Raw genomic sequence first — 24,178 nt, 5'->3', positions numbered from 1 at the left:
TCATCTGTCGCTGACCAGATGGGTCAAGGTGGCGCCGGTCTCATAGTAGGCGCTGCGCAGGCCCGCGAAGGGGATCGCGTGATCCTTGGCAGGCGGCACGGGCAGGCGGGCGCTGTCGCCGCTCAGCAGCGCCTCGGCCATGGCGGCACCGAACAGGGTGCCGGGGCCGATGCCACGGCCCGAATAGCCGAAACAGGCATATCCGCCCTGCAGGTCCAGGATCTTGGGCAGATGCTCGGTGGTCATGGCGATGCGGCCGTGCCAGTGGTTGTGGAGCCGCGCATCCTTCAACTCCGGATACAGCGCCGCCAGCTTGCGGGGCAGCCAGCTGCGGTGCAGGGCGCTGCCGGCATGGTTGAGCGCGCCCATGCCGCCGATCACCAGCCGCCCGGCTTGGTCGAGCCGCCACGACGACATCACCAGTGCGGTGTCCCAGCAGCCTTCCTTGTTTGGCAGGATTTTCTCCAGCAGCGCGGCGGGCAGCGGATCGGTGGCGGCCTGGAAGTAATGGACCGGAATCACCGAAGGCGCCTCGTAGCCGGAAATGCCGCGCGCATAGGCGTTGGTCGCCATGATCAGGTGGCGCGCGCGCAGGCTGCCCTTGGGCGTCGCCACTTGCCAGCTGCCGCCGTCGCGGCGGATGGCGGTGGCCGGAGAGCAGGTGTGCAGCTGCGCGCCCGCCGCGGCGGCGGCGCGGGCGAGGCCGCGGGCGTAGGCCAGCGGCTGGATGGTGCCTGCGCGCGGGTCGAACAACGCGCCGTGCACGGCGTTGGACCCGGTGCGCTGCACGGCCTCCTCGCGCGGCAGCAGCTCCACCGGCGCGCCGATGGCGCGAAGCTGGGCGTGGCGGCGCTGCAGGTCTTTCAGCCCGGACGGCGCATGGGCGCAATGCAAGGTGCCTTTGCGCTCCGGCTCGCATTGGATGGCGTGTTTTGCGATCAGTTCGAACACAATCTGCGGCGCGCCGGCCAGCAGGGCCGACAGGCGGCTGCCGGCCTCTGTCCCCAGTGCGGCGTTGATGTCCTCCGGCGGCAGCCAGAGGCCGGCATTGGCCAGCCCCACGTTGCGGCCGGAGCCGCCGCTGCCAGTATCCTCCGCCTCGATCAGACGGACCGAGGCGCCCAGTTCGGCGGCCTTCAAAGCGGCGGAGCAGCCGGTGTAGCCGCCGCCAATCACCACGAGGTCGGCCTCCGCCTCCCCGGAGAATTCCGGGAAGGCTGGGGTTTCCTGGCAGGTTTGATGCCAGAGGCCGGACGCCAGATCAGATGTCAAACTTGATCCCCTGAGCAAGCGGCAGCGCGCGCGAGTAATTCACGGTGTTGGTCTGCCGGCGCATGTACCCTTTCCAGGCGTCGGAGCCGCTTTCGCGGCCGCCGCCCGTCTCCTTCTCGCCCCCGAAAGCGCCGCCGATTTCCGCGCCGGAGGGGCCGATGTTGACGTTGGCAATACCGCAGTCGGAGCCTGCTGCCGAGAGGAAATATTCGGTTTCGCGCACGTCGGTGGAGAAGATGCAGGAGGACAAACCTTGCGGCACTTCGTTCTGCATTTCAATGGCTTGGTCCAGATTGGAATACTTCACCACATAGAGGATCGGGGCGAAGGTTTCGGTGTGCATGATGGCAGTCTGGGCAGGCATCTCGACAATCGCCGGGTGGACATAGGCGGCGTCTGCGTGGCTGTCCGCCAGCGCGCGTGCGCCGCCATGCACGGTGCCGCCCTCGGATTTCGCCCGTTCCAGTGCGCTGCTCATCGCATCCAGCGCGGCGGCATCGATCAGCGGGCCGACCAGGGTGCCATCGGCCAGCGGGTCGCCGATCGGCAGGCCCTCATAGGCCTTGATCAGGCGCGGGATCAGCGCGTCATAGATGTCCTCATGCACGATCAGGCGGCGCAGGGAGGTGCAGCGCTGGCCGGCGGTGCCGACGGCGGAGAACACGATGGCGCGCAGGGCCATTTCCAGATCGGCGGAGGGCGCCACGATCATCGCGTTGTTGCCGCCCAGTTCCAGAATGGTGCGGCCGAGGCGTTTGGACATATCGGCGGAGACCGCCTTGCCCATCGGCACCGACCCGGTGGCGGAGATGATGGCGACGTCATTGGAGGCGGTCAGCGCCTCGCCCAATTCGCGCTCGCCGATCAGCACCTGAATGAGGCCCTCGGGCGCGTCACCGCCGAAGGCCGCCATGGCGCGGTCGCAGATTGTCTGCACGGCGAGGGCGGTGAGCGGGGTTTTTTCCGACGGTTTCCAGATCACCGGATCGCCGCAGACCAGCGCAAGGGCTGCGTTCCAGCACCAGGGGGCGACGGGGAAGTTGAAGGCGGTGATGATGCCGCAGGTGCCCATTGGATGCCAGCTCTCGCGCATGGCGTGGCCGGGGCGTTCGGACGCGATGGTGAGGCCGTAGAGCTGGCGCGACAGGCCCACCGCAAAGTCGCAAATGTCGATCATCTCCTGCACTTCACCCAGGCCTTCCTGGTAGATCTTGCCGCATTCCAGGGTGACGAGGCGGCCCAGGTTTTCCTTTTCGCGGCGCAGTTCCTCGCCCAAGAGGCGCACCAGCTCGCCGCGGCGCGGGGCCGGCACCAGGCGCCAGGATTTGAAGGCGGCCTTGGCGGCGGCGATCTGCGCTTCGGCCTCCGCCATGCTGTGGGGTTTCAGCCGGGCGATTTCGCTGCCGTCCACCGGCGTGGTGACGGAGAGGCTGCCGCCAGTCAGTTCGGCTTGGGTAAGGCCGGCAGCGGCGAGAATGTCGGAATGGGGCATGTCGGAATCCTTTGGATGCGAGGGCAGGGCATGAGCAAAACTTTAGCCTGCTTTGCGCTAATGTCCCGCCGGGGGTCGGTCTGATATAGAAATTGCACCGCCGGGCGCGGATTGCTATTGAAACTAAATCGTGAAGCTATGAGCTAAGATCATATGATTGCCCCGCGCCGCTTTTTGCCCTCGATCCCGTCTCTCTTGGCGCTGGAGGCGGTTGACCGGCTGGGCAGCGCCTCGGCGGCGGCGGAGGATCTGTCGCTGACGCAAAGCGCCGTCAGCCGCCAGCTGAAACAGCTGGAAGAACAGATGGGGGTCGATCTGATCGCCCGTGACCAAATGCGGATGCAGCTGACGCCGGCAGGCGCAGGCTTTGCCAAGGAGGCGCGGGCGATCCTGACCCGGCTGGCGCAGGCCTCGGTCAAGCTGCGCGCGAACCCGGACGGCGGCAGTTTCACCCTGTCGATCTTGCCGTCCTTTGGCCTCCACTGGCTGGCGCCGCGGCTGAAGGGGTTTGCCGCATCGCACCCCGGCATCACCGTGAACCTGCACACCCACAATCTGCCGTTCAGCTTTGACGGGGGCAGTGCGCAGGCGGCGATCCATTACGGCACGCGCGACTGGCCGGGGGTGGAGTATCTGCCCCTGATGCCGAAACATGTGCTGCCGGTCTGCGCGCCCGGGCTGATGGACGGGCCGGTGGCCCGCCCGGCGGAGCTGCTGGACTATCCGCTGCTGCATCTGGAGACGCACCCCGATTGCTGGGAGCAGTGGTTTCATCTGCACGACGTGCCGGCGGAGAAGCTCAGGGGGATGCTGTTTGACCAGTCCTCCGCCATGACGCAGGGGGCGGTGCATGGGCTGGGGGTGGCCTTGCTGCCGGATTTCCTGGCCGAGAATGAGATTGCGCAAGGCCGGCTGGCGCTGGCGATGGAAGGCGAAGCTGTGAGTCTGGGCGAATACTTCCTGGTCTGGCCTGCGGATCAGGCGGAGGAGTATCCGCTGATCAAGTTCCGCGAGTGGCTGCTGGCGCAGCTGGAGGAGAAATGACATGCGGCTTCCAAGCCTGACCCATCTGCGCTGTTTCGAGAGCGCTGCACGGCACCAGAGCTTTACCGCTGCGGGGGAGGAACTGGGGCTCACCCAAAGCGCGGTCAGCAAGAAGGTGAAGGAACTGGAGGCGGATCTGGGGTTCGACCTGTTCCAGCGCGCGGGCCGCGGCGTGGTGCTGACGCCGGCCGGGCAGGGGCTGGCCGCCGATCTGGAGCTGGATCTGGCGGGCTTGCGCGCCACCTTGCAGAAGGCCGCTGCCGCCGGGGCCGGGCGGTCGGCCCTGCGGATTGCGGTGCTGCCGGGTTTTGCCAACCTGTGGCTGATCCCGCGGCTGCCGGATTTCTTTGCCCGCCACCCGGAGGTGGAACTGAGCTTCTCCACCCGGCTGGAGCCGTTTGATTTTGCGCGGGAAAACTTCGACCTGGCGGTGCATTACGGGCTGGATAACTGGCCCGGCACTCATATGGCCCCCTTGTTCGGGGAGGAGATGGTGCCGGTCTGCGCGCCGGGGTTCCATGCCGCGTATCAGCTGGAGCGGACGGAAAATCTGGCGCAGGCGCCGCTGTTGCATCTGGAAAGCCGCGCGGGGTCCTGGGCGGAGTGGTTCGAGCGCGCCGGTCTGGCGGGCGCGCCGCGGCAGGACGGGCGCTATTTCGATCAGCATTCGATGGTGATTGCCGCCGCCACGGCGGGGCTGGGGGCGGCCATTGTGCCCTATGACATGGTGGCGCGGGAGATCGCGCCAGGGGATCTGCTGCGGATACCCGGTCCGGCGCTGGTGTCGCGCAAGCGCTATTACCTGGTGCGCCCGCACGGGCCGGTGCCGGAGGCGGTGCAGAAACTGGAACGATGGCTGAAGAAGCAGTTGCATTCGAAGTCGAATTGAGACCTTTTGCCCGGCTTGCCCGGCTTGCCCGGCTTGCCCGGCCGGCAGGCCGGGCTGCACCTGCCTGCCCGTCAAAGCGGAGGTTTGCCTCCGGCAAAACGGACAGGTGCATTCGCACCTACCCAGGCAGGCGCAGCCCTGCGCGGCAGAAACGGGACCAATGCCGAACCGGAATGGGTTGTGTCGTAAAGCGACGGTTTTCCGAAGTGCAGCTTTCGTTTCAAGCTGGCTTTGCCAAAACCAGCAGGGAGCCTCCGCCATGGCCCAATTCCGCCGCGCCAGCCGTCTTGACCCGATCGAAGTCTCGGAAATCCTCACCATCGGCGCCAAGGCGGCAGAGATGAAGCACGAAGGCGCGCCGGTGATCATCCTTGGCGCGGGCGAGCCGGATTTCGACACGCCGGAGCACATCAAGGAGGCCGCCGCCGCCGCGATGCGGGCGGGGGAGACCAAATACACCGCGCTTGGCGGCACGCTGGCGCTGCGGCAGGCCATCCAGGCCAAGTTCCAGCGCGACAATGGGCTGGACTACACGCTGGACGAGATCGTCGCGGGCACCGGCGCCAAGGAAATCCTCTTCGACGCTTTCATGGCAAGCCTCAACCCGGGCGATGAAGTGATCGTGCCGACGCCCTACTGGACCTCATATTCCGATATCATCCGCATCGCGGGCGGCGAACCGGTGCTGGTGCCTTGCGGGGATGATACCGGCTTTCGGCTGACGGCGGACAGGCTGGAAGCGGCGATCACCCCGCGCACCCGCTGGCTGCTGCTGAATTCGCCTTCGAACCCGGCAGGCGCCGGCTACAGCGCCGCCGACTATCAGCCGCTGCTGGAGGTGCTGCTGCGGCATCCGGATGTCTGGCTGATGGCCGATGACATGTATGAGCACATCATCTATGGCAGCTTTGAATTCGCAACACCTGCACAGGTGGAGCCGCGGCTGAAGGACCGGGTGCTGACGGTCAACGGCGTCTCCAAGGCTTATGCGATGACCGGCTGGCGGCTGGGCTATGCGGGCGGGCCGAAGGCGCTGATCGACGCGATGAAGGTGGTGCAGTCGCAATCGACCTCGCATCCCTCGTCCATTTCGCAGGCGGCGGCGGTGGCGGCGCTCAACGGCCCGCAGGAGGTGCTGGCCGAGCGGCGGGAGAGTTTCCAGGCGCGGCGCGACCTGGTGGTGGAGGCGCTGAACGCCATGGAGGGGATCACCTGCCCGGTGCCGGAGGGGGCGTTTTACACGTTTGCCAATTGCGCAGGGCTTCTGGGCAAGCGCACCCCTGAGGGCCAAGTGCTGGAGACGGACGCGGATTTCTGCGCCTATCTGCTGGACCAGCACCATGTGGCGGTGGTGCCTGGCCGCGCCTTTGGCATCTCGCCCTATTTCCGGATTTCCTATGCCACCTCCGAGGCAGAGCTGCGGGAGGCACTGAGCCGGATCGGCGGGGCGGTGGCGGCGCTCCGCTAGGCTTCGGCCATGGCCTGTTCCGGGCGGTTGCGCGCATTGGACCAGGCCTGCACCAGCTGGCGCTGCAGCGCGGCGGCGGCAAGGCCCAGGGCGATGCCCCCGAAGATGGCCAGTGCATCGTTCAGCGGGCTGCGGCCCTCCAGCCCGATCACCGGCATCAAGAGCTCCGGCACGAAGCGGTGCAGCAGGTAGATCGGGAAGGCCGCCTGCGCCAGCCGCATCATCGGGCGGGCGGCAAAGCGCGGCACCGGCAGGCGGCTGATGAACAGCAGCCCGGCGATCAGCGCCAGCAGCCACATGTATTTGATCCAGGCCCCGTACCAGTTTCCGCCCAGATAGGCGGCGGCGGGCATGATCACGCAGGCCGCCCCCAGCACCAGCAGCCGCTGCCCCAGCGTCGAGGCGGCGGTGATGCACCAGCCGAGGGCAAAGAGGTAGAAGACCCACGGCACGGTGAACTGCGCGCGGCCGCCGATCTGCCAGATTTCCGGCGCGATCAGCCTGATGGCGACGGCAAACCCCAGGAAGCAGAGGCCGGTGCGGAACGCGCCCTGCCGCACCAGCCAGCGCCGCACCGGCGGCAGGGCAAACGGCAGCGCCGCCAGCAGCGTCATTTGCAGATACGCCTCGATGAACCAGTAAAGATAGGGCAGCATCAGATGCGTTTCGGGCGTTGTCAGGGCAAAGTTGCCGGCCAGAAAGACCGAGGCCCAGGGCACCTGCTCCCAGGCCACGGCATAGCCGGCCAGGATCAGGTAATAGGGGGTCAGCACCGCTGCCACCGGTTTGAAAAAGCTGCGCATGCTGCCGGATGCCAGCGCGTCCCAGCGGAAGCCTGCAATGCTCATCCCCATCAGGATCACCATTGCGGCCGCACCGCCGTAGACCGGCCAGAATGTCTGGTGCGCAGTGACCACGGCGAGGATGGCAACCACCCGGGCCACCAGGTCAAAGGGCAGGCTGGCGGAGGGTGCCGGGGCTGCCTGCTCCAGATCCTTGACCGGCATGTCTTCCCAGCCGGCCGGGGCGCCGCCCAGGGCCTCGTCCAGCGCCAGCGACAGCTCCACATGGCGCAGCGAGTCGCCGCCAAGCGAGGCGAAACTGTCGTTGCGGCCCACGGTTTGCGGTGCAAAGGCGGCCTGATAGGCGGCGAGGACGCCTTTCGCAGGCGCAGATTTAGCAGACTGCGCCTTGAGCGCCGGATAGTCGATCTTGCCGTTGGCGCGGCGCGGCAGGGAGGCGCGCGGGATCACGGTGAAATGCTGCTGGCCAACGCCGGTCAGCCGGGCCGCCAGCGCGGCGATGCCGTCCTGCGGTCCGCAGACGGCGATGGAGATGCGGGCGTCGTCGCCCCAGACCGCGGCCTCATGCCCCTGGGCGGCGAGGGCGCGTTCGATGGCGTCGTGGCCGATGCGCAGGCCCGCGATCTTGGACATCCGCGACAGCCGTCCGGTGATATGATAGAGCCCGTTTGCATCGCGCCGGGCCAGGTCGCCGGTGGCCAGTTCGCTGAGCTCCGCGCCCCTGGCCAGATCGGCGCTGTCTTCGGCATAGCCCATCATCACGTTAGGGCCCTGGTAGATCAGCTCGCCTTCGCCCTCGGGCGCGGTGATTTCCTTGCCGCCGGCATCGCGCAGCAGCAGGCGGCCGCCGGGGATGGCGCGGCCTGCCGCGCCGGGGTTTGCCAGCGCCTCTTCCGGCGGCAGGTAGCTGATCCGGGCGGTGGCCTCGGTCTGGCCGTACATCACAAAGAACCGCCCGGCGCGGGCCTGCATCCGGCTGGCCCAGGCGCTGACCTGATCCGGCTCCATGGCCCCGCCCGCCACGGTGAGGGTCTTGATGCTTTCGGGCAGGGCGTGGGACAGGCCTGCGCTCTCCAGCAGCCTGAAGTGGTGCGGCACACCGGCCAGGCTGGTGGCGCCGGAGGCCTCCAGCGCGGCGGCGAAACCGGCCTCCAGCACCGAGCCGGGGGCGAGCCAGAGGCTGGCGCCGGCTGCCAGATGCGAATGCAGCACCGACAGGCCATAGGAATAATGCAGCGGCAGGATCAGCGCGGCGCGGTCCTCTGGGTGGATTTCCAGATACTGCGCAATTGCGCGGGCGTTGGCGTCCACGGCGGTACCGGTCAGCCGCACGCCGCGGCCATGGCCGGTGCTGCCGGAGGTTTGCAGCAGCAGCGCAAGCTCCGGGTGGATGGCGGCGGGCTCATGCGCATGGGCCAGCAGCTGCCAGGCGCCGCCAAGCCGGCGGAAACTGGCGGCAGGGCGGAAACGTTCCTCCAGCCGGGCAGCGGTTGCTTCATCCCCGGCGGGCAGCGGCATCACTGCGTGGCCCGCGGCCAAGGCGCCAACATAGGCAGTGATGGCCTCGGGATCGGCGGCGGCTTCCACCGCAATCAGCTGCCGGTCCTGCGGCAGCAGGGCGCCAAACTGCGCTGCGGCATCGGCCAGTCCGGCGTAGGACAGCCCGGGTCCACCCGCCGTCTCCAGGCAGGGCCGGGGGCCGAAAGCGCGCAAATTCTCGAGGTCAAAAAACATCCGCAACTCCTTCGAGGGCGGCGGGTAAGATAATTTACTAATTTTGTCAATTATTGATGCGGGCCGGCCGCGCTGCGCTTTCTCATGCCCTCGTGCGGACCCTGTCTGAAGTATGTAATCAACATTATGGTAAGAATGGATTGAGCCGTGACAGCAATGGTTGGCATCGCCCGGCTGAACACATGCGGACACCCCCGCCGACAGCCCGGCGGGGGTGCGATGGCGGCGCAGGGGGTCAGGTTTCCTGGCCGGAACGGTCGCCCAAGGTCACGTCCAGCGTCAGCGCCTTGCCCTGGCGCAGCACCTCGATCTGTGCCGACTCACCGGGGGCATTCATCGCCACTGCCGCGGTCAGATCGCGCAGCTCTTCAATTTCGGCACCGCCAAAGCGCAGCACCACATCGCCGGGCTTCAGGCCCGCTTTGGCAGCGGGGCTGTCTGCCTGCACGCCTTCAATCACCACGCCCTTGCCGGCCTCGCGGCCCAGCACGTTGGCGGCGTCCTCCGACAGCGGCTTGATTTGCACGCCCAGCCAGCCGCGGGTGATTTCGCCGTCATCTTCCAGATCGGCGACGATCTTCTGCACCATGTCCGAGGGCACCGCAAAGCCGATCCCGACGGAACCGCCGCCCGGCGAATAAATCGCGGTGTTGACGCCCACGACCTCGCCTTCGGCATTGAACAGCGGGCCGCCGGAGTTGCCCCGGTTGATGGCCGCGTCGGTCTGGATGAAGTCGTCGAACGGGCCGGAGTTGATGTTGCGCGAGGTGGCCGAGACGATGCCGGAGGTCACCGTTCCCGACAGGCCGAACGGGCTGCCCATGGCGATGACCTCATCGCCCACCCGCAGCTCCCCGGAGGAGCCGAATTCCACCACCGGCAGCGGCGCGTCCGCCGCTACCTTAAGCAGCGCGATGTCGGTCAGCGGGTCGGTGCCGACAACGGTGGCGTCATGCTTGCTGCCGTCGGCCAGGGTCACGGTTACCGTCTGGGCGTTTTCGATCACGTGGTTATTGGTGACGATCAGCCCCTCCTCGGCAATCACAAAGCCGGAGCCTGCGCCTTTCATCGGGCGGCTGTCCGGCTGCTGCGGCATGCGGCCCCCGAAGCGGCGCATGAATTCCTCCATCATCGGGTCATTGGGCATTGCCTGGTGGTCCGACACGGGCTGCGCCTTGCCGGTCACCTCGACATAGACAACCGCGGGCGCGACGGTTTCGACCAGATCGGCGTAGCCGCCGGCAGGCACCGCCAGCGCAGCGGCCGGGGTCAGCGCAAGCATCGCGGCGGCCGAAACGGCGGCGGTCAGGCCAAAGGCAAATCTCTTGGGGGCGGTGGCAGGATTGGACATCTTCGTCTCCTTGCGTTGAAGTGATGAAAGCCAGATGGAGGGCTTGGATTTCAACCGCCTGACGCCTTCTATACAGATCTGTAATGTGCGCTGCGCCGCGCCGGGGTGTATCACCGGCGCGCTGAAACACGGGAGGGGCCGGCCTTGAAAATCCTGGTGATCGAAGATGACGCCACCACCGGACCCTATGTTCAGGCGGGCCTGCGCGAGGAAGGGCATACCGCCGATCTCGTCACCGACGGGCGCGAGGGGCTGCTGCAGGCCACCGCAGCGGAGTATGACGTGCTGATCATCGACCGGATGCTGCCCGGTCTTGACGGGCTGAGCCTGATCAAGACCCTGCGCGGCGCGGGTGTGCGCACGCCCGCGATCATGCTGACGGCACTGAGCGGCGTGAACGACCGGATCGACGGGCTGGAGGCCGGGGCGGATGACTATCTGGTCAAACCCTTTGCCTTTGGCGAGCTGGCCGCCCGGGTGGCCGCGCTGGCCCGCCGCCCGGGCCTGCAGGAGCAGGAGACGGTGCTGCGGGCGGGGGATCTGGAGATGGACCTGATCCGCCGCAAGGTGACGCGCGCGGGCCAGGAGATCGACCTCCTGCCCCGCGAGTTCCGCCTGCTGGAGCATCTGCTGCGCCGCAAGGGCCGGGTGCAGACCCGCACCATGCTGCTGGAAGCGGTCTGGGACATCAGTTTCGACCCGCAGACCAATGTGGTGGAGACCCATATCTCGCGCCTGCGGGCCAAGGTCGACAAGCCGTTCGGGACCGAACTGATCGAAACCGTGCGCGGTGCGGGGTACCGGATTGCCGGCTGACCTGTTCAGCCGGGCGCGGGTGCTGCTGCGCTCTTCGCCGATGCGGCAGTCGTTGTGGCTGTCGCTGCTGTTTGTCGCGGCCAGCTCGCTCAGCCTCGGGATCACCTACTACGTTGCCCATGGTGCCCAGCGGCAGGCGATCGAGCAGAGCCTGACTCAGGACATGGCGGGCTTTCGCGCCGCGCCCTCCGCCGCGGCGCTGGCGGCGCTGGTCAATGCCGAAACGCGCGAGACAGACCCGCAGCGGCGGCTGCTCAGCTACCGCCGCCCCGGCGGGCGGGTGGTGGCCGGCAATGCCGCGATCATGCAGCAGCAGGCGGGGTTCCGGGTGGTCGCGCTGGGGCCGGAACCGGTGGAGATCTCGGGCCGGTTCATCTCGCTCAGCGAATACATCCACGGCGGGCTGCTGACCGTGGCGCAAAGCGCCAAGCCGCTGGATGACCTGCGCCAGACGTTCCTGTGGGTGTTCCTGTTCAGCCTGCTGCCCGCGACGGCCCTGGCGATGCTGGGCGGCGTGCTGCTGGCGCGGCGCTCAGCCCGTTCCCTCAGGGGGATCGAGCGCACGCTGTCGGCGCTCACCTCCGGCGACCTTGGCGCGCGGGTGCCGCAGACGGGGCCGGCGCAGGGCGATATCGCCCGCATCGGCCGCAGCGTGAACCGCATGGCGCAGGCGCAGCAGCAGGCGACCGAGGCGCTGCGGCAGGTTTCGGCGGACATTGCGCATGATCTGAAAACGCCGATCCAGCGGGTGGCGGTGCAGCTGTCGCGGCTGCAGGAGATGCCGGACCTGCCAGAAGAGGCGCAGGCGCTGGCAGACAAGGCGCTGGAGGAGACCCGCGGCATCACCAGCACTTTCGAGGCGCTGCTGCAAATCGCCCAGCTGGAGGACGGCACGCCGCGGTCGCGGTTCGAAGCCGTCGACCTGCGCGAGGTCGCCGCCACCTTTGGCGAAATCTATGAACCGGCGGCAGAGGAGCAGAACCGCACCCTAAGCCTCAGCCTGCCGGAGGCGCCCGTCACCGTCACCGGCGACCGCGCCCTGCTGGGCCAGCTGCTGGCGAACCTCATCGAAAACGCGCTGCGCCATACGCCCGAAGGCACCGGCATCAGCCTGTCGCTGCGCCGCGACGGGGCGGCGGCGGTGCTGTCTGTGCGCGACCATGGCCCCGGCATCCCGGAGGCAGAACACCAGAAGGTTCTGCGCCGCCTCTACCGGCTGGAGCGGAGCCGGACCACGCCGGGCAGCGGCCTGGGGCTGAGCCTGGTGGCGGCGATTGCCGGCCTGCACGGGGCCGAGCTGCGCCTGTCCGATGCAAAACCCGGCCTGCGGGTGGAAGTGCGATTTTCAGCCTAGCCCGCCGCGGCCCGGTCCTGACCGTTTTCCGCTGCCGGAAAACGGCACCGGGATCCGCCGCAGCCTGGACGCCTCAGCCCGGCGCGGCGGAGCCTGACGGTTCCGGCCCTATGCCGCCGGTTTCATCGGCTTGCCGGCCGCATAGGTCTGCGCGATGGCGCGGTCCTCGCCCAGGGTCTGCAGGATGAACAGCTCCTCCGACAGGGTCTCTGCCCGCTGCATCCGCAGGTCCATTGCCGGGGTGGCGCGGGAATCGAGCACCACGATATCGGCCTCGGTGCCCGCCTCCAGCGTGCCGATCTTGTCCTCCAGCCCCAGCGCCACCGCATTGCCGCGGGTGATCCAGTGGAAGGCGCGCAAAGGGTGCAGCTTCTGGTTCTGCAATTGCAGGACCTTGTAGCCCTCGTTCAGGGTCTGCAGCATCGAATAGCTGGTGCCTGCGCCGATGTCTGTGGCAATCGCATTGGTGATGCCGCGGCTGCGCAGGCCTGCGTCGTCAAACAGCCCGCTGCCGAGGAACAGGTTGGAGGTCGGGCAGAACACCGGCTTGGCCTTGGTCTCCGCCAGCGCGTCGATCTCGCGCGGCTGCAGGTGGATCGAATGGCCCAGCAGCATCCTTTCCGTCAGCAGCCCGTAGGACTGGTAGACATCCAGGTAATCGCGCGCCTGCGGGTACAGCTCGGCGGTGAAGGCAATTTCGTCGTGGTTTTCCGACAGATGGGTCTGGACGTAACACTCCGGGTGCTCTTGCACCAGCGCGCCGGCCATCTCCATCTGGCCGGGGGTGGAGGTGATGGCAAAGCGCGGGGTGATGGCATACATCCCGCGGCCGTTGCCGTGGTATTTCGCGATCAGCTCCTTGGTGTCGTCATAGCCGCTCAAGGGCGTGTCCAGCAGGCCCTCGGGCGCGTTGCGGTCCATCAGGACCTTGCCGCCGATCATCCGCATGTTGCGGCGGGCGGCCTCGGTGAAATAGGCCTCGGCGGAGGTCTTGTGGACCGAGCAGTAGGCGACGGCGGTGGTGGTGCCGTGGCTGGTCAGCAGGTCAAAGAAATGCCCGGCCATTTCAGCGCTGTGGCCAGCGTCGGCAAAACGGACCTCCTCGGGGAAGGTATAGTTGTTCAGCCACTCCAGCAGCTGTGAGCCCCAGGAGGCGATCACCTGCACCTGCGGGAAATGCAGGTGGGTGTCGATGAAGCCTGCCATCAGGATATGCGGGCGGTGGTCGATCACCTCGGCGCCTGCGGCCTGCGGGGCGAGCGCGTCATAGCTGCCCTTGGCCAGGATCATGCCGTCCGCGACCAGCAGCGCGCCGTCCTCGATGAACTCATAGGCGCTGGTGTCTTCGGGGCCTTGCGGCTCGGCGGTGAAGGAAAGAACCCGCCCGCGCAGCAGCGTCTGTTTCGATGTCATGTCTTTTGGTGTCCTTGGTTCGCAGGCAGGGGACGCGCTGGCCCCCTGCCCATTATTATTTGGGTGTCATTTGGGATTATTCGCCCGCCGGCAGATGCGGCACGTGGGGTTTCACACCGTCCTCTGCCGCTTCCTCATGCTCCTCCGCCTTGTGGAAGATCGGGTAGATGTAGAGGAAGGCTGCAGCGATCAGGTAGCCCATGGCAACACCACTGAATTCCGGCCAGTGCAGGCTGGCAGAGTGGATGATGCCAACCAGCGACATCAGTGCCGCCGCCAGGGCAAAGCCGCCCGCGTTGCGGAAGTCGCCGTCGATCACGCTGGCCACGATGGCGCCCCAGATCAGGCCGGTCAGGATGGCCCCCTGGCTGAGGGCCAGATGGCCTTCGTAATGTGCGCCCTGCTGCAGCAGCGCCGCTGTCAGTTCCGGATCGCCCAGCTGCGCCATGCCGGTGGCACCCAGTGCGCCCAATGCGCCGGCCAGTGCCCCCCATTTGATCACCAGGAAGGCCGACACATGCGGCATCATCGCGATGGTCACCGCGGCGATGTGGTCGGTCTTCACCGAATGCGCAGTGTTCGTGACCAGGCTCAGTGCCACGAACACCAGAACCGGCGCGGCAGCCGCCACGGGGATCAGGTTGTTGAGGAACGCCAGGAGGCCAAAGAAGGCGGCAAAGGGGATCACCAGCCCGACGCCGATGATGTAGCCGGAGCGCGCGCCCATTCGCTTATACGCCGGGTGGCCGATGTAGGCGGTGGTCGGGAACGGCGAGCCGAAGACTGCGCCGATCATGGTGCCAACGCCATCAGTCACCTGGCAGACGGCAACCGGGTAGTGGTCGCCCGCGGCTTCGGCGCTTTCGACGTTGTTCATGGTTTCGATGAAGTTGTAGATCTGCACTGGCACCAGCACCAGGAACAGCTCCGGGTTGGCGAACAGATGCTGGATGCCCGCGATCAGGTCGCCGAAGTACGGGACCGGCAGGTAGACGCCGACGCCCTCGAAGGAGACCGATGCCTCGCCCATGCCGAGCGCCACAACGGTGCCCACGATCAGCGCCAAGAGACCGGCGGGGATGTTGAACGGCAGCCGGTGGCGGCCCACCAGACCCCACAGGATGATGATCATCGAGGCAAAGCCGATGAAGGGATTTTCAAAGATCGTCGCCAGCGGCACGGTGCCGATGAACACCAGCGCAATGCCGCAGAGCGTGCCCAGCATCCCGGCGCGCGGGGTCACACGTTTGAGCCAGGGGCCGACGATCGCGCCAAGGCCGGCGACGATGCCGCCCATGAAGCCCGCGCCGATGCCCACCTGCCAGGCCAGCATGGCGTCATTGGTGGACCAGTAGATCGGCCCGATCACCCCGAACAGATAGACGAACATCACCGGGGTCGAGATGCCATAGGGCAGCGCCGTCACGTCGCGCCCTTCCTTCTCGGCAATGTGCTTGGCCAGCCAGGTGTAGACCGCGATACCGGCCAGGATCGCCACCGCGGCGCCCGGCACGATGCGGCCGAACACGATGTCGGCCGGCATGTTGAAGACAAACTGACAGATGCCCGAAAGCACGATCAGGTTGATCAGGTTGTCGGTGAACAGCGCCCAGAATGCACTGAAGTCATTCCGCGCGAACAGTTTATACGTATAGCTCCGCCCTGTGGTCATGGCGGCCTCCTCCTATCAGAGGACGCAGTCCTTAACGGCTGAATGCTCCAGCCGTGTCTCCCTCTGCGTCCGGTTGCTTGCCCGTTTGGGGCAATTCCTTGCTCCGTGCTGGAGCGGACGCGGCAGTTTCAGAGGTCAAATCAGCGATCACTTCCGCTGCCACGAAGGCTGCGATGACGCTGGGCCGCTTGTCGCGGCTGCCGCCTGCCCCGATGGGGCAGATGAGACGGTCGGTTCCCAGACCGTCGCAATGGTCCCGGCACCAGCGGCGGAACTTCTCCCGCTTGGTGGCCGATCCGATCAGCCCGACATAGCCCGCGTCGCCGCGCTGCAATGCAGCGGAGGCCAGCAGGAAGTCGAGCGCGTGATCGTGGGTGAGAATGATAAAGGCGCTGCCCGCAGGGGCGGCGGCGATGTCGATCTCAGGGATAGCGCTTTGGCGGATTTCCACATCCGCCTGGCACAGGGCCAGCTCTTCGGCGCGCTGGTCGATCAGGATGCAGCGCACCGGCATGTGCTGGAAGAGATCCGCCAGGGCCCGGCCCACGTGGCCTGCGCCCATCACATAGACATGCGGCAGCGCCTGCTCTCCGGCCTGTTCGCGTGCGATGGCGTCGTCACGGTCGGCCTGAAATATCCACTTTAGCGTCATTTCGACCCGTCCGCCGCAGCACTGACCGATCTCCGGGCCCAAAGGCACGTCGAGCGTTTCACACAGTGCTGAGGGCAGTGCCTGACCCTGGGTGGGTGCGTTAGCGCCCTCCCGTGGGGAGGGTCGGGCGCTGCCCGGCCTACCGGCCGGGCGATTCAGGCTCTCGACGGAACGCAAAGCGCGATCCTGCTTCAGCATCCGCCGCGCGTGGTCGATGGCGATATATTCCAGCTGGCCGCCGCCGATGGTCCCCCAGAGGCCCTCTGCCGCCACAAACATGCAGGTGCCGGCTTCGCGCGGGGAGGACCCGCGGACGCGGGTCAGCGCGACCTGCACCACATGTTCGTAACGGGACAGAAAGTCCTGGAGGGAAAGGCGGCGTGCCATGGCTCAGCCCTGCCCCTTGAGGGTTTCGATCGCCATCAGCACGCGCTCCGGCGTGGCCGGCGCATCCAGGCGCGGGCAGACCTTGTAATCCGCGGTGCTGGCAACCGCCATCGACAGCGCCTCGAACACCGAGATGCCCAGCATGAACGGCGGCTCGCCCACGGCCTTGGACCGTTTGATGGTGCGCTTCTTGTTCACCGACCATTCGGCCAGCCGGGTGTTGAAGATGCGCGGCCGGTCAGAGGCCAGCGGGATCTTGTAGGTCGAGGGCGCATGGGTGCGCAGGCGGCCTTCACCGTCCCACCACAGCTCCTCGGTGGTGAGCCAGCCCATGCCCTGAATGAACGCGCCTTCCACCTGGCCCTTGTCCAGGACCGGGTTCAGCGAGCGGCCCACGTCATGCAGGATGTCAGTGCGCTCCACCCGGTATTCGCCGGTCAGCGTATCGACGGACACTTCCGAGCAGGACGCGCCATAGGCGTAGTAGAAGAACGGCTGTCCCTTGCCCGCCGCGCGGTCCCAGTGGATTTCCGGCGTCTTGTAGAACCCCGCCGCCGACAGGTGGACGCGGGCCATATAGGCCTCCTTCACCAGCCTGTCGAAGGGGATCTCTTCACTGCCGACGCGCACGCGGTTGGGCAGGAATTCGACTTCCGCCTCTGACACGCCGTACTTCTCAGCCGCGAATTTGGTCAGCCGGGCAATGATCTGCTCCGCCGCATCCAGCGCCGCCATGCCGTTGAGGTCCGAGCCCGAAGAGGCCGCGGTGGCGGAGGTGTTCGGCACTTTCTCAGTCGTGGTCTTGGTGATCTTGATGCGCTCGAAATCCACCTGGAAGGCGTCGGCCACAACCTGCGCCACCTTGGTGTTGAGGCCCTGCCCCATCTCGGTGCCGCCGTGGTTCAGGTGGATCGAGCCGTCATTGTAGACGTGGATCAGCGAGCCCGCCTGGTTGTACCAGGTCGCGGTGAAGGAGATGCCGAATTTCACCGGCGTGATCGCAATGCCCTTCTTGATGATCTTCGAGTCCTTGTTGAAGGCGATGATCTCTTCCCGGCGCTTGCGGTATTCGGCGTTTTCCTCCAGCTCCCCGATCAGCCGGTCGAGGATGTTGTCCTCCACCTTCTGATGGTAGGGCGTCAGGTCGCGGCCCTCTTCACCGTAGAAATTCGCCTTGCGCACATCCAGCGGGTCCTTGCCGAGGGCATAGGCGATCTCCTCGATCATCCGCTCCGCCGCGATCACACCCTGCGGGCCGCCAAAGCCGCGGAAGGCGGTGTTGGAGACGGTGTTGGTCTTCATAGGTCTGCTTTTCAGCAGTACATTCGGGTAGAAATAGGCGTTATCCGCATGGAACAGCGCGCGGTCGGTGACCGGCCCGGACAGGTCCGAGGAATAGCCGCAGCGCGCGGCAAAGCCGCCCTCGACCGCCTGAATGCGGCCCGCATCGTCAAAGGCCACGTCATAGTCGATCACGAAGTCATGCCGTTTGCCGGTGGCGGTCATGTCCTGGTCGCGGTCCGGGCGGATCTTGACGGGGCGGTTATGCTTCTTCGCAGCGATTGCTGCCACCGCGCAGAACAGGTTCATCTGGCTTTCCTTACCGCCAAAACCGCCGCCCATCCGGCGCACGTTGACGGTGACCGCGTTGTTCGCAACGCCCAGAACATGCGCCACCATATGCTGCGCCTCGCTCGGGTGCTGGGTGGAGCAATGCACGGTCACATCTTCATCCTCGCCCGGGATGGCAAAGGCGATGTGGCCTTCCAGATACATGTGGTCCTGGCCGCCGACGGTCATCTGCGCCTGGATGCGGTGGGGGGCACCCTTCCGTCCCACCTCCACATCGCCGCGCTCCAGCTTCAGCGGGTCGGTGATCATCGGATAACCGGCCTCCTGCGCCTGGACCGGGTCCAGTGCATGCGGCAGCACCTCATAGTCCACCTGTGCCAGTTCGGCAGCACGGCGGGCGGCGTCGCGGGTTTCGGCAATCACCGCAAACATCGGCTGGCCGTGGAATTCGACCTTCTCGGTCGGGAACACCGGCTCGTCATTCTTGCCGGTGGGGCTGATGTCGTTGACGCCGGGAATGTCATCCGCGGTCAGCACATCCACCACACCGGGCGCGGCGCGCACGGCAGACAGGTCGATGCCCTTGATATTGGCATGCGCCACGGTGGAGACACCCAGGTAGGCGTGCAGCGTGCCATAGGGTTCGGCGATATCGTCGGTGTACTCGGCGCGGCCCGTGACATGCTTGATCGCGCTGTCGTGCTGGCGGTCATGGTGCACGGCGCCGCTGATGGTCTGATGGTCTTTCATCTCAAAATCTCCTCAGGCGACGGCCAGCCGGACAGCCCCGGCGGTTCCCGCATCATGTTCCAGGTAGAAGCGGCGCAGCAGGTTGCTGGCCGTGAGCGACCGGTACTCCGCAGAGGCGCGCCAGTCGCTGAGCGGGGTGAAATCCTGCTTCACCGCCTCCGCTGCGGCGTCAAACGCGGCCTCGCCCCAGGGCTGGCCCACCAGCGCACCCTCGGCACCGGCGGCACGCTTGGGCGTGGCTGCCATGCCGCCGAATGCGATCCGGGCAGAGGTGATCGTGCCGTCCTTCACGGTGACGCTGACGCCGGCAGCGACCGAGGAAATATCCTCGTCCCGGCGCTTGGAAATCTTGTAGGCGGCGTCGATCTGCCCGTCCCGGCGCAGCGGGATGCGGATCGAGGCCACGAAATCGCCCGGCTCGCGGTCCTGCTTGCCGTAATCGATGAAGAAATCCTCCAGCGGCAGGGTGCGCGCGCCGCCTTTTTTCTGCAGCGTCACCTCAGCACCCAAGGCGATCAGCACCGGCGGGGTGTCCCCGATGGGCGAGCCATTGGCGATATTGCCGCCGATGGTGCCCATGTTGCGCACCTGCCAGCCGGCGATGCGGTCCCAGTAGGCGCCAAGGTGCGGGAAGGCGTCGCGGATCGCCGCTTCGCTTTCGGTATAGGTGACGCCGGCACCGAGGGTCAGCGCCTCATCGGTCAGCTCGATCGCCTTCAGCTCCTCCAAGTGGGCAACAAACACCACCGGGGAGATCGGTTTCATGAACTTGGTGACCCAGAGGCCCACATCGGTGGAGCCTGCGACGATGGTTGCCTTGGGGTTCTCGGCCAGCACTTCTGCCAGATCCGCCGCGTCCAGTGGCAGGATGGCGCGGTCGTCCTCGGGGCCGGTCACGACGCGGGCCTCGGGCTGGATCGCCTTCAGCTTGGCGGTCAGGTTGTCGCGTTCGGTGGTCAGGTAATCATTGGCCGGGGTGCCGTACTGGTTCACCGCCAGTGCTGCCTTCACAATCGGCTCATAGCCGGTGCAGCGGCAGAGGTTGCCCTGCACGGCGGTTTCAACCTGCGTCTCATTCGGCTGCGGGTTTTCCATCCACAGCGCATAAAGCGACATCACAAAGCCGGGGGTGCAGAAACCGCACTGGCTGCCGTGGTATTCGACCATCGCCTGCTGCACCGGGTGCAGACGGCCTTTGGGGCCGGACAGATGCTCGACCGTCACCACGTGGCAGCCGTTGAGCGACGCAAGGAAGCGGATGCAGGCGTTCACGGTCTCATAGCGCAGCGCGCCGCCCTGCAGGCGGCCCACCAGCACGGTGCAGGCGCCGCAGTCGCCCTCGGCGCAGCCTTCCTTGGTGCCGGTCAGGCGCTGCTCCAGCCGCAGGAAATCCAGCAGGGTGGTGGTCGCCTTCACGTCCTCCAGCACAATGTCCTTGCCGTTCAGAAGAAAGCGTATGCCGGTTTGATGTGCCATGGGGCCTCCCGAATGTCTCTTGGGCCGAGCTGGCCCGCTTATGTTATTTTTACCTTGTCTGACTGCATCGGTTAACGGCTGCAATCGCGAAAGGCTTTCAACACCCTGTTGAAAATGATTAGGATAACAGGGGCCGGAACCGGCGTGTTTGCCGCCTGCCGCCGCGCTGTGCAAGCGGCAGATGCGCCCTGTAAAGGTCTGTGAACGATGTCTTATCTGGAATCCCTGAGGGTCTTTACCCGAGTCGTCGAGCTGGGCAGCATCACCTCTGGCGGGCGGGATCTGCGGCTGACTCCTGCCGTGGCAAGCAAGCGGATCAAGGAACTTGAAAAGCACCTTGGCGTGCGCCTGTTCAACCGCACCACGAGATCGCTGACCCCGACCGAGGCCGGGCAGCTGTTCTACACCGAGGCCAAGAAGGTGCTCGAATCGATTGAGGACGCGGAGGCGGTGGTCTCGCAGTTCTCCGCCGCACCGCGCGGGGTGATCCGGGTGACCGCGCCGTTGGGTGTGGGCCGCCGCATCATAGCGCCGCTGGTGCCGGGGTTTGTCGAAGCGTACCCCGCCACCGAAATCCGGATGCGGATGTCGGACCGAAAGGTCGATATTCTGGCTGACGGGCTGGATGTGGCGTTCTTTATCGGCACCCCGCACGACTCGACCCTGAAGATGCGCAAGATCGCCGATTGCGCCCGGGTGCTGTGCGCCGCGCCGCAATACCTGGAGCGGCATGGTACCCCGCAGGTGCCGGAGGATCTTCTCACGGGGCACAACTGCCTGCTGCTGCGCTACCCGCGCTCGCCCGAATATTACTGGACGCTGGCCACGCCGGAAGGCCCGCGCAAGCTGGAAGTTTCAGGAAAATACGACGCCGATGACAGCGACGTGCTGACGGGTTGGGCGCTGGACGGGCGCGGCATCGTCAACAAGCCGCGCTTTGACGTGGCCGCGCATCTGCGCAGCGGCGCGCTGGTCGAGGTGCTGCCGGACACGCCGCCGGAGCCGACGATCTTCGGCTGCCTGTACCCGCACCGGAAATTGCAGGACCCCAAGATCCGCCTGTTCGTCGATTACGCAGTGAAGCAGGGTCTGGCCGCCTTCCGGCACAGCGAGACCGGCAAGTAGACATCACGCCAAAGAAAAGGCGGGCACCGGTGGCCCGCCTGATATGGAATATGAGACCCGCCTTAGCAGCGGTGCGGGTTTTCCTGGCAGTAAAGCAGGTTTGCTGCGGCCCCCACTGCGGCGCCCGCGGCCACATTGCCGTCCAGAACCGCCGCGCCGGCGGCCCCGGCGCCCGCGCCGTAGACCAGCCGCTCGCCAGTGGTGTCACCGCAGGCGGCCAAGGTGGTGCAGAGTGCAAATCCTATAGCGAAAGTCTTCTTAAACATCACGTTTCCTCCTTCACGCCCAAACCCCGCAGTGTTGCCGCGGTCCCAAACGGCCAGCTCCCGGCGTTTTCCGCCGGGAAAAAGGGTGCCCGAAAGGGATTGGCGCTGTGGCAGAACAGGCCGGAAAGCCCCGGGTTTCCGGCACAATTGGGCAAACCCCGTGGCAGTATAACACACGCCGGCGCAGTTTGGTTCCAGCGTCTTGCAGCATCGGGGGTGCACAAGCGGTGTACGGATGGTGCACGCGGGGTGCCCGACAAAAATGGCCCCGCCACAGGGGCGGGGCCATTGGGCTTGTCCGTCGGGTCTGCTTCAGTTCGCAGCCAGCGCGAAGGGCAGATCTTTGGAGGCGCTGCCGTACCAGCGGCGGATCAGGGCGCGTTCCTCGTTCTCCATGAAGGTGACGTTTGCGGGCGGCATCGCATGGGTGGCACCGGCCTGGAGGTAGATCTCCTTGGCGTATTTCGCCACATCCGCCGGGGTTTCCAGCAGCACGTTCTTGGGCGCGCGGCGGATGCCGTCATAGTAGGGCTCCCGCGCGTGGCACATGGCGCAGCGGCCCGGTACCACATTCATCACGTCCTCGAAATGCTGATTGCTGGCAAACACTTGCTCGGATTTGGTCAGCTCCCGCGCCTCGGACTCCTCAACGGTGTCCTGTTGCAGCGGCGCCTGGCTGAGGATCATGATGCCGATGAACAGGATGGCGGTCACCGGCCAGGTCCAGGTCGGGTTGCTGGTGCCTGCGTGGTTGCTGTTGAAGTAATGGCGGATGGTCACGCCCATCAGGAACACCAGCGCCGCGATCAGCCAGTTGTACTCGGTGGCAAAGGCCAGCGGGTAGTGGTTGGACAGCATCAGGAACACAACCGGCAGCGTCAGGTAGTTGTTGTGGGTCGAGCGCAGCTTGGCGATCTTGCCGTATTTTGCGTCCGGCGTGCGGCCTTCCTGCAGGTCTTTCACCACGATGCGCTGGTTCGGCATGATGATGAAAAACACGTTTGCCGTCATGATGGTCGCGGTGAAGGCGCCCAGATGCAGCATCACCGCGCGGCCGGTGAAGATCTGGTTGTAGCCCCAGCCCATGATGACCAGCAGGACGAACAGCAGCACCATCAAGAAGGTCGGCTTTTCCCCCAGCGGCGATTTGCACAAGGCATCATAGACCAGCCAGCCGATGCTGAGTGATGCGCCGGAGATCAGGATACCCTGCCACAGGGCCAGGTCAGCCTTGCTGGAGTCGATCAGGTACAGTTCACCGCCGGCCCAGTAGACGATCATCAGCAGCCCCGCGCCAGACAGCCAGGTGGCGTAGCTCTCCCATTTGAACCAGATCAGATGATCCGGCATGTTCTCCGGCGCCACCAGGTATTTCTGGATGTGATAAAAACCGCCGCCGTGGACCTGCCATTCCTCGCCGTGCGCGCCGACCGGCAGATGCGGAACCTTCCGCAGGCCAAGGTCCAGCGCGACGAAGTAGAAGGACGATCCGATCCAGGCAATGGCGGTGATGACGTGAAGCCAGCGGACCGCAAAGCCCAGCCAGTCCCACATGATCACAAGCTCTTCCATTGTTCTCTCCTCATAAGCTTTGACCCGAGACTAGAGCATGGTGTTATTTTCATGTATTAGGTAAAAAACCCAAGCTGTTTCAAAATAACACAAAGAATACGTGAATGGCCTATCTCGACAACATCCGCACCTTTGTCCGTGTCTATGAACTTGGCAACATGTCTGCCGCTGCGCGGGACATGCGGATCTCGGCCGCGGTGGCGTCGTCGCGGATTTCGCAGCTGGAGGATCACCTGAACGTGCGGCTGTTCCAGCGCACCACCCGGCTGCTCAATCCGACCGAACAGGGCAATCTGTTCTATCACGGGGCGGTCAAGATTTTGGAAGCGGTTGACGAGGCGGAGGCCGATATCAGCAGCGTCACCCAAACCCCGCGCGGAACGCTCTATGTGGCGGCGCCCTTGGGTCTGGGGCAGCACCTGATTGCACCGGCGGTGCCGAAGTTCAAGGAAGCCTATCCGCTGATCTCGATCCGGCTGCGGCTGTCGGACCGCAAGCTGGACCTGGCGGCGGAGGGGCTGGATGCGGCGTTTTTCCTTGGCGTGCCGGAGGATTCAAACCTGCGCATCCGCAAGATCGCCGATTGCCCGCGGGTGCTGTGCGCGGCGCCAGAGTACATCAAGCGGCGCGGCCAGCCGAACAACAGCGAGGAGCTGAAGACGGACGCGCATGACTGCCTGAACCTGCGCTATCCCGGCGCGCCGGAGTTCCAATGGCCGCTGCGCAGCCAGGATGGGGTCAAGCGGGTGACGGTTACGGGGCCGTTTGAATCGGACCACGGCGACGTGCTGACCAGCTGGGCGCTGGACGGGCATGGGATCATCCTGAAGCCGGTGTTCGAAATATCGGAACACCTCGCCTCCGGCCGGCTGGTGCCGGTGCTGGCGGAGGAGCCGCCGATCCCGATCCAGATGGCCTGCCTGTACGTTCACCGCCGCCATCAGGACCCCAAGGTGCGGCTGTTCATGGATTTCATGGTGGATCACATTCAGGCGTCCCTCCCCCCAGAATGAAAAAGCCCGCCCCAGTTTCCTGAGGCGGGAACCGCCGGCAGATGCCAAGCGGGAGGA

At 66.0% G+C, this 24,178-nt stretch carries 18 protein-coding genes; 7 read left to right on the top strand and 11 right to left on the bottom strand.

What is annotated here, in order from left to right; all coding sequences use genetic code 11:
• A complete protein-coding gene (locus B2P87_RS12980) occupies positions 1 to 1,272 on the bottom strand; it encodes an NAD(P)/FAD-dependent oxidoreductase (protein WP_141892214.1) in 1,272 nt (423 codons plus the stop codon).
• Positions 1,262 to 2,764: an aldehyde dehydrogenase family protein gene (locus B2P87_RS12975; protein WP_141892215.1), complete on the bottom strand. Its 1,503-nt coding sequence runs from the start codon at positions 2,762 to 2,764 to the stop codon at positions 1,262 to 1,264. Before B2P87_RS12975 ends, B2P87_RS12980 begins: the two co-directional genes overlap by 11 nt.
• Positions 2,765 to 2,917: 153 nt before the next feature.
• On the opposite strand from B2P87_RS12975, the gene B2P87_RS12970 reads away from it, so the two are divergent.
• From B2P87_RS12970 to B2P87_RS12960, 3 genes are all read left to right on the top strand, one after another.
• Entirely contained in the window at positions 2,918 to 3,808 is an 891-nt protein-coding gene (locus B2P87_RS12970; protein ID WP_141892216.1) for a LysR substrate-binding domain-containing protein, read from the top strand.
• Between the two features lies 1 nt (position 3,809).
• Positions 3,810 to 4,697, top strand: a complete 888-nt coding sequence (locus tag B2P87_RS12965; protein ID WP_141892217.1) for a LysR substrate-binding domain-containing protein — start codon at positions 3,810 to 3,812, stop codon at positions 4,695 to 4,697.
• Positions 4,698 to 4,956: 259 nt separating this feature from the next.
• Positions 4,957 to 6,165 carry a pyridoxal phosphate-dependent aminotransferase gene (locus tag B2P87_RS12960; protein WP_141892218.1) on the top strand — a complete coding sequence of 403 codons (1,209 nt, stop codon included), beginning with the start codon at positions 4,957 to 4,959 and terminating at the stop codon, positions 6,163 to 6,165.
• Here the strand turns inward: B2P87_RS12960 and B2P87_RS12955 are convergent.
• Complete coding sequence (locus B2P87_RS12955) at positions 6,162 to 8,702, bottom strand: AMP-binding protein (RefSeq protein WP_141892219.1); 2,541 nt, start codon at positions 8,700 to 8,702, stop codon at positions 6,162 to 6,164. The genes B2P87_RS12960 and B2P87_RS12955 overlap by 4 nt on opposite strands.
• 235 nt (positions 8,703 to 8,937) lie before the next feature.
• The gene (locus B2P87_RS12950) at positions 8,938 to 10,053 is read right to left on the bottom strand and encodes a Do family serine endopeptidase (protein ID WP_141892220.1); all 1,116 of its coding nucleotides are present in this window, start codon (positions 10,051 to 10,053) and stop codon (positions 8,938 to 8,940) included.
• A gap of 144 nt (positions 10,054 to 10,197) precedes the next feature.
• On the opposite strand from B2P87_RS12950, the gene B2P87_RS12945 reads away from it, so the two are divergent.
• Together B2P87_RS12945 and B2P87_RS12940 are read left to right on the top strand one after the other, a co-directional pair.
• Entirely contained in the window at positions 10,198 to 10,869 is a 672-nt protein-coding gene (locus tag B2P87_RS12945; RefSeq protein WP_008558446.1) for a response regulator transcription factor, read from the top strand.
• Positions 10,859 to 12,223, top strand: a complete 1,365-nt coding sequence (locus B2P87_RS12940; protein ID WP_208764548.1) for a sensor histidine kinase — start codon at positions 10,859 to 10,861, stop codon at positions 12,221 to 12,223. Before B2P87_RS12945 ends, B2P87_RS12940 begins: the two co-directional genes overlap by 11 nt.
• 108 nt (positions 12,224 to 12,331) lie before the next feature.
• Here the strand turns inward: B2P87_RS12940 and guaD are convergent, their stop codons facing one another.
• The 5 genes from guaD to xdhA all read right to left on the bottom strand — a co-directional run bounded on the left by guaD (position 12,332) and on the right by xdhA (position 20,145).
• A complete protein-coding gene (gene guaD / locus B2P87_RS12935; RefSeq protein WP_141892222.1) occupies positions 12,332 to 13,636 on the bottom strand; it encodes a guanine deaminase in 1,305 nt (434 codons plus the stop codon).
• A 76-nt stretch (positions 13,637 to 13,712) separates the two neighbouring features.
• A complete protein-coding gene (locus tag B2P87_RS12930; protein WP_141892223.1) occupies positions 13,713 to 15,308 on the bottom strand; it encodes a xanthine/uracil/vitamin C permease in 1,596 nt (531 codons plus the stop codon).
• 31 nt (positions 15,309 to 15,339) lie between these two features.
• Positions 15,340 to 16,347, bottom strand: a complete 1,008-nt coding sequence (gene xdhC, locus B2P87_RS12925) for a xanthine dehydrogenase accessory protein XdhC (protein WP_244940843.1) — start codon at positions 16,345 to 16,347, stop codon at positions 15,340 to 15,342.
• Positions 16,348 to 16,350: 3 nt separating this feature from the next.
• A complete protein-coding gene (gene xdhB / locus B2P87_RS12920) occupies positions 16,351 to 18,669 on the bottom strand; it encodes a xanthine dehydrogenase molybdopterin binding subunit (RefSeq protein ID WP_141892224.1) in 2,319 nt (772 codons plus the stop codon).
• Positions 18,670 to 18,681: 12 nt separating this feature from the next.
• The gene (gene xdhA / locus B2P87_RS12915; RefSeq protein WP_141892225.1) at positions 18,682 to 20,145 is read right to left on the bottom strand and encodes a xanthine dehydrogenase small subunit; all 1,464 of its coding nucleotides are present in this window, start codon (positions 20,143 to 20,145) and stop codon (positions 18,682 to 18,684) included.
• A 207-nt stretch (positions 20,146 to 20,352) separates the two neighbouring features.
• Here xdhA and B2P87_RS12910 point away from each other — a divergent pair, with 207 nt between their 5' ends.
• Positions 20,353 to 21,270, top strand: a complete 918-nt coding sequence (locus tag B2P87_RS12910; protein ID WP_141892226.1) for a LysR family transcriptional regulator — start codon at positions 20,353 to 20,355, stop codon at positions 21,268 to 21,270.
• 62 nt (positions 21,271 to 21,332) lie between these two features.
• On the opposite strand, the gene B2P87_RS12905 is transcribed toward B2P87_RS12910, so the two are convergent.
• On the bottom strand, positions 21,333 to 21,536 hold the full coding sequence (locus B2P87_RS12905) for a hypothetical protein (RefSeq protein WP_058284716.1): 204 nt from the start codon (positions 21,534 to 21,536) through the stop codon (positions 21,333 to 21,335).
• Positions 21,537 to 21,848: 312 nt separating this feature from the next.
• Positions 21,849 to 23,108 carry a urate hydroxylase PuuD gene (locus B2P87_RS12900; protein WP_141892227.1) on the bottom strand — a complete coding sequence of 420 codons (1,260 nt, stop codon included), beginning with the start codon at positions 23,106 to 23,108 and terminating at the stop codon, positions 21,849 to 21,851.
• Positions 23,109 to 23,212: 104 nt separating this feature from the next.
• On the opposite strand from B2P87_RS12900, the gene B2P87_RS12895 reads away from it, so the two are divergent.
• Positions 23,213 to 24,121 (top strand): LysR family transcriptional regulator, encoded by a 909-nt coding sequence (locus B2P87_RS12895; protein WP_058284641.1) that lies wholly within the window; start codon positions 23,213 to 23,215, stop codon positions 24,119 to 24,121.
• Positions 24,122 to 24,178 lie beyond the last annotated feature (57 nt).

Source organism: Leisingera sp. UBA4491 (assembly GCF_002388965.1).
GTDB lineage: Bacteria > Pseudomonadota > Alphaproteobacteria > Rhodobacterales > Rhodobacteraceae > Leisingera > Leisingera aquaemixtae.
The sequence above is the reverse complement of the archived record's forward strand: the minus strand, read 5'-3'. Positions and strand labels throughout refer to the sequence as shown.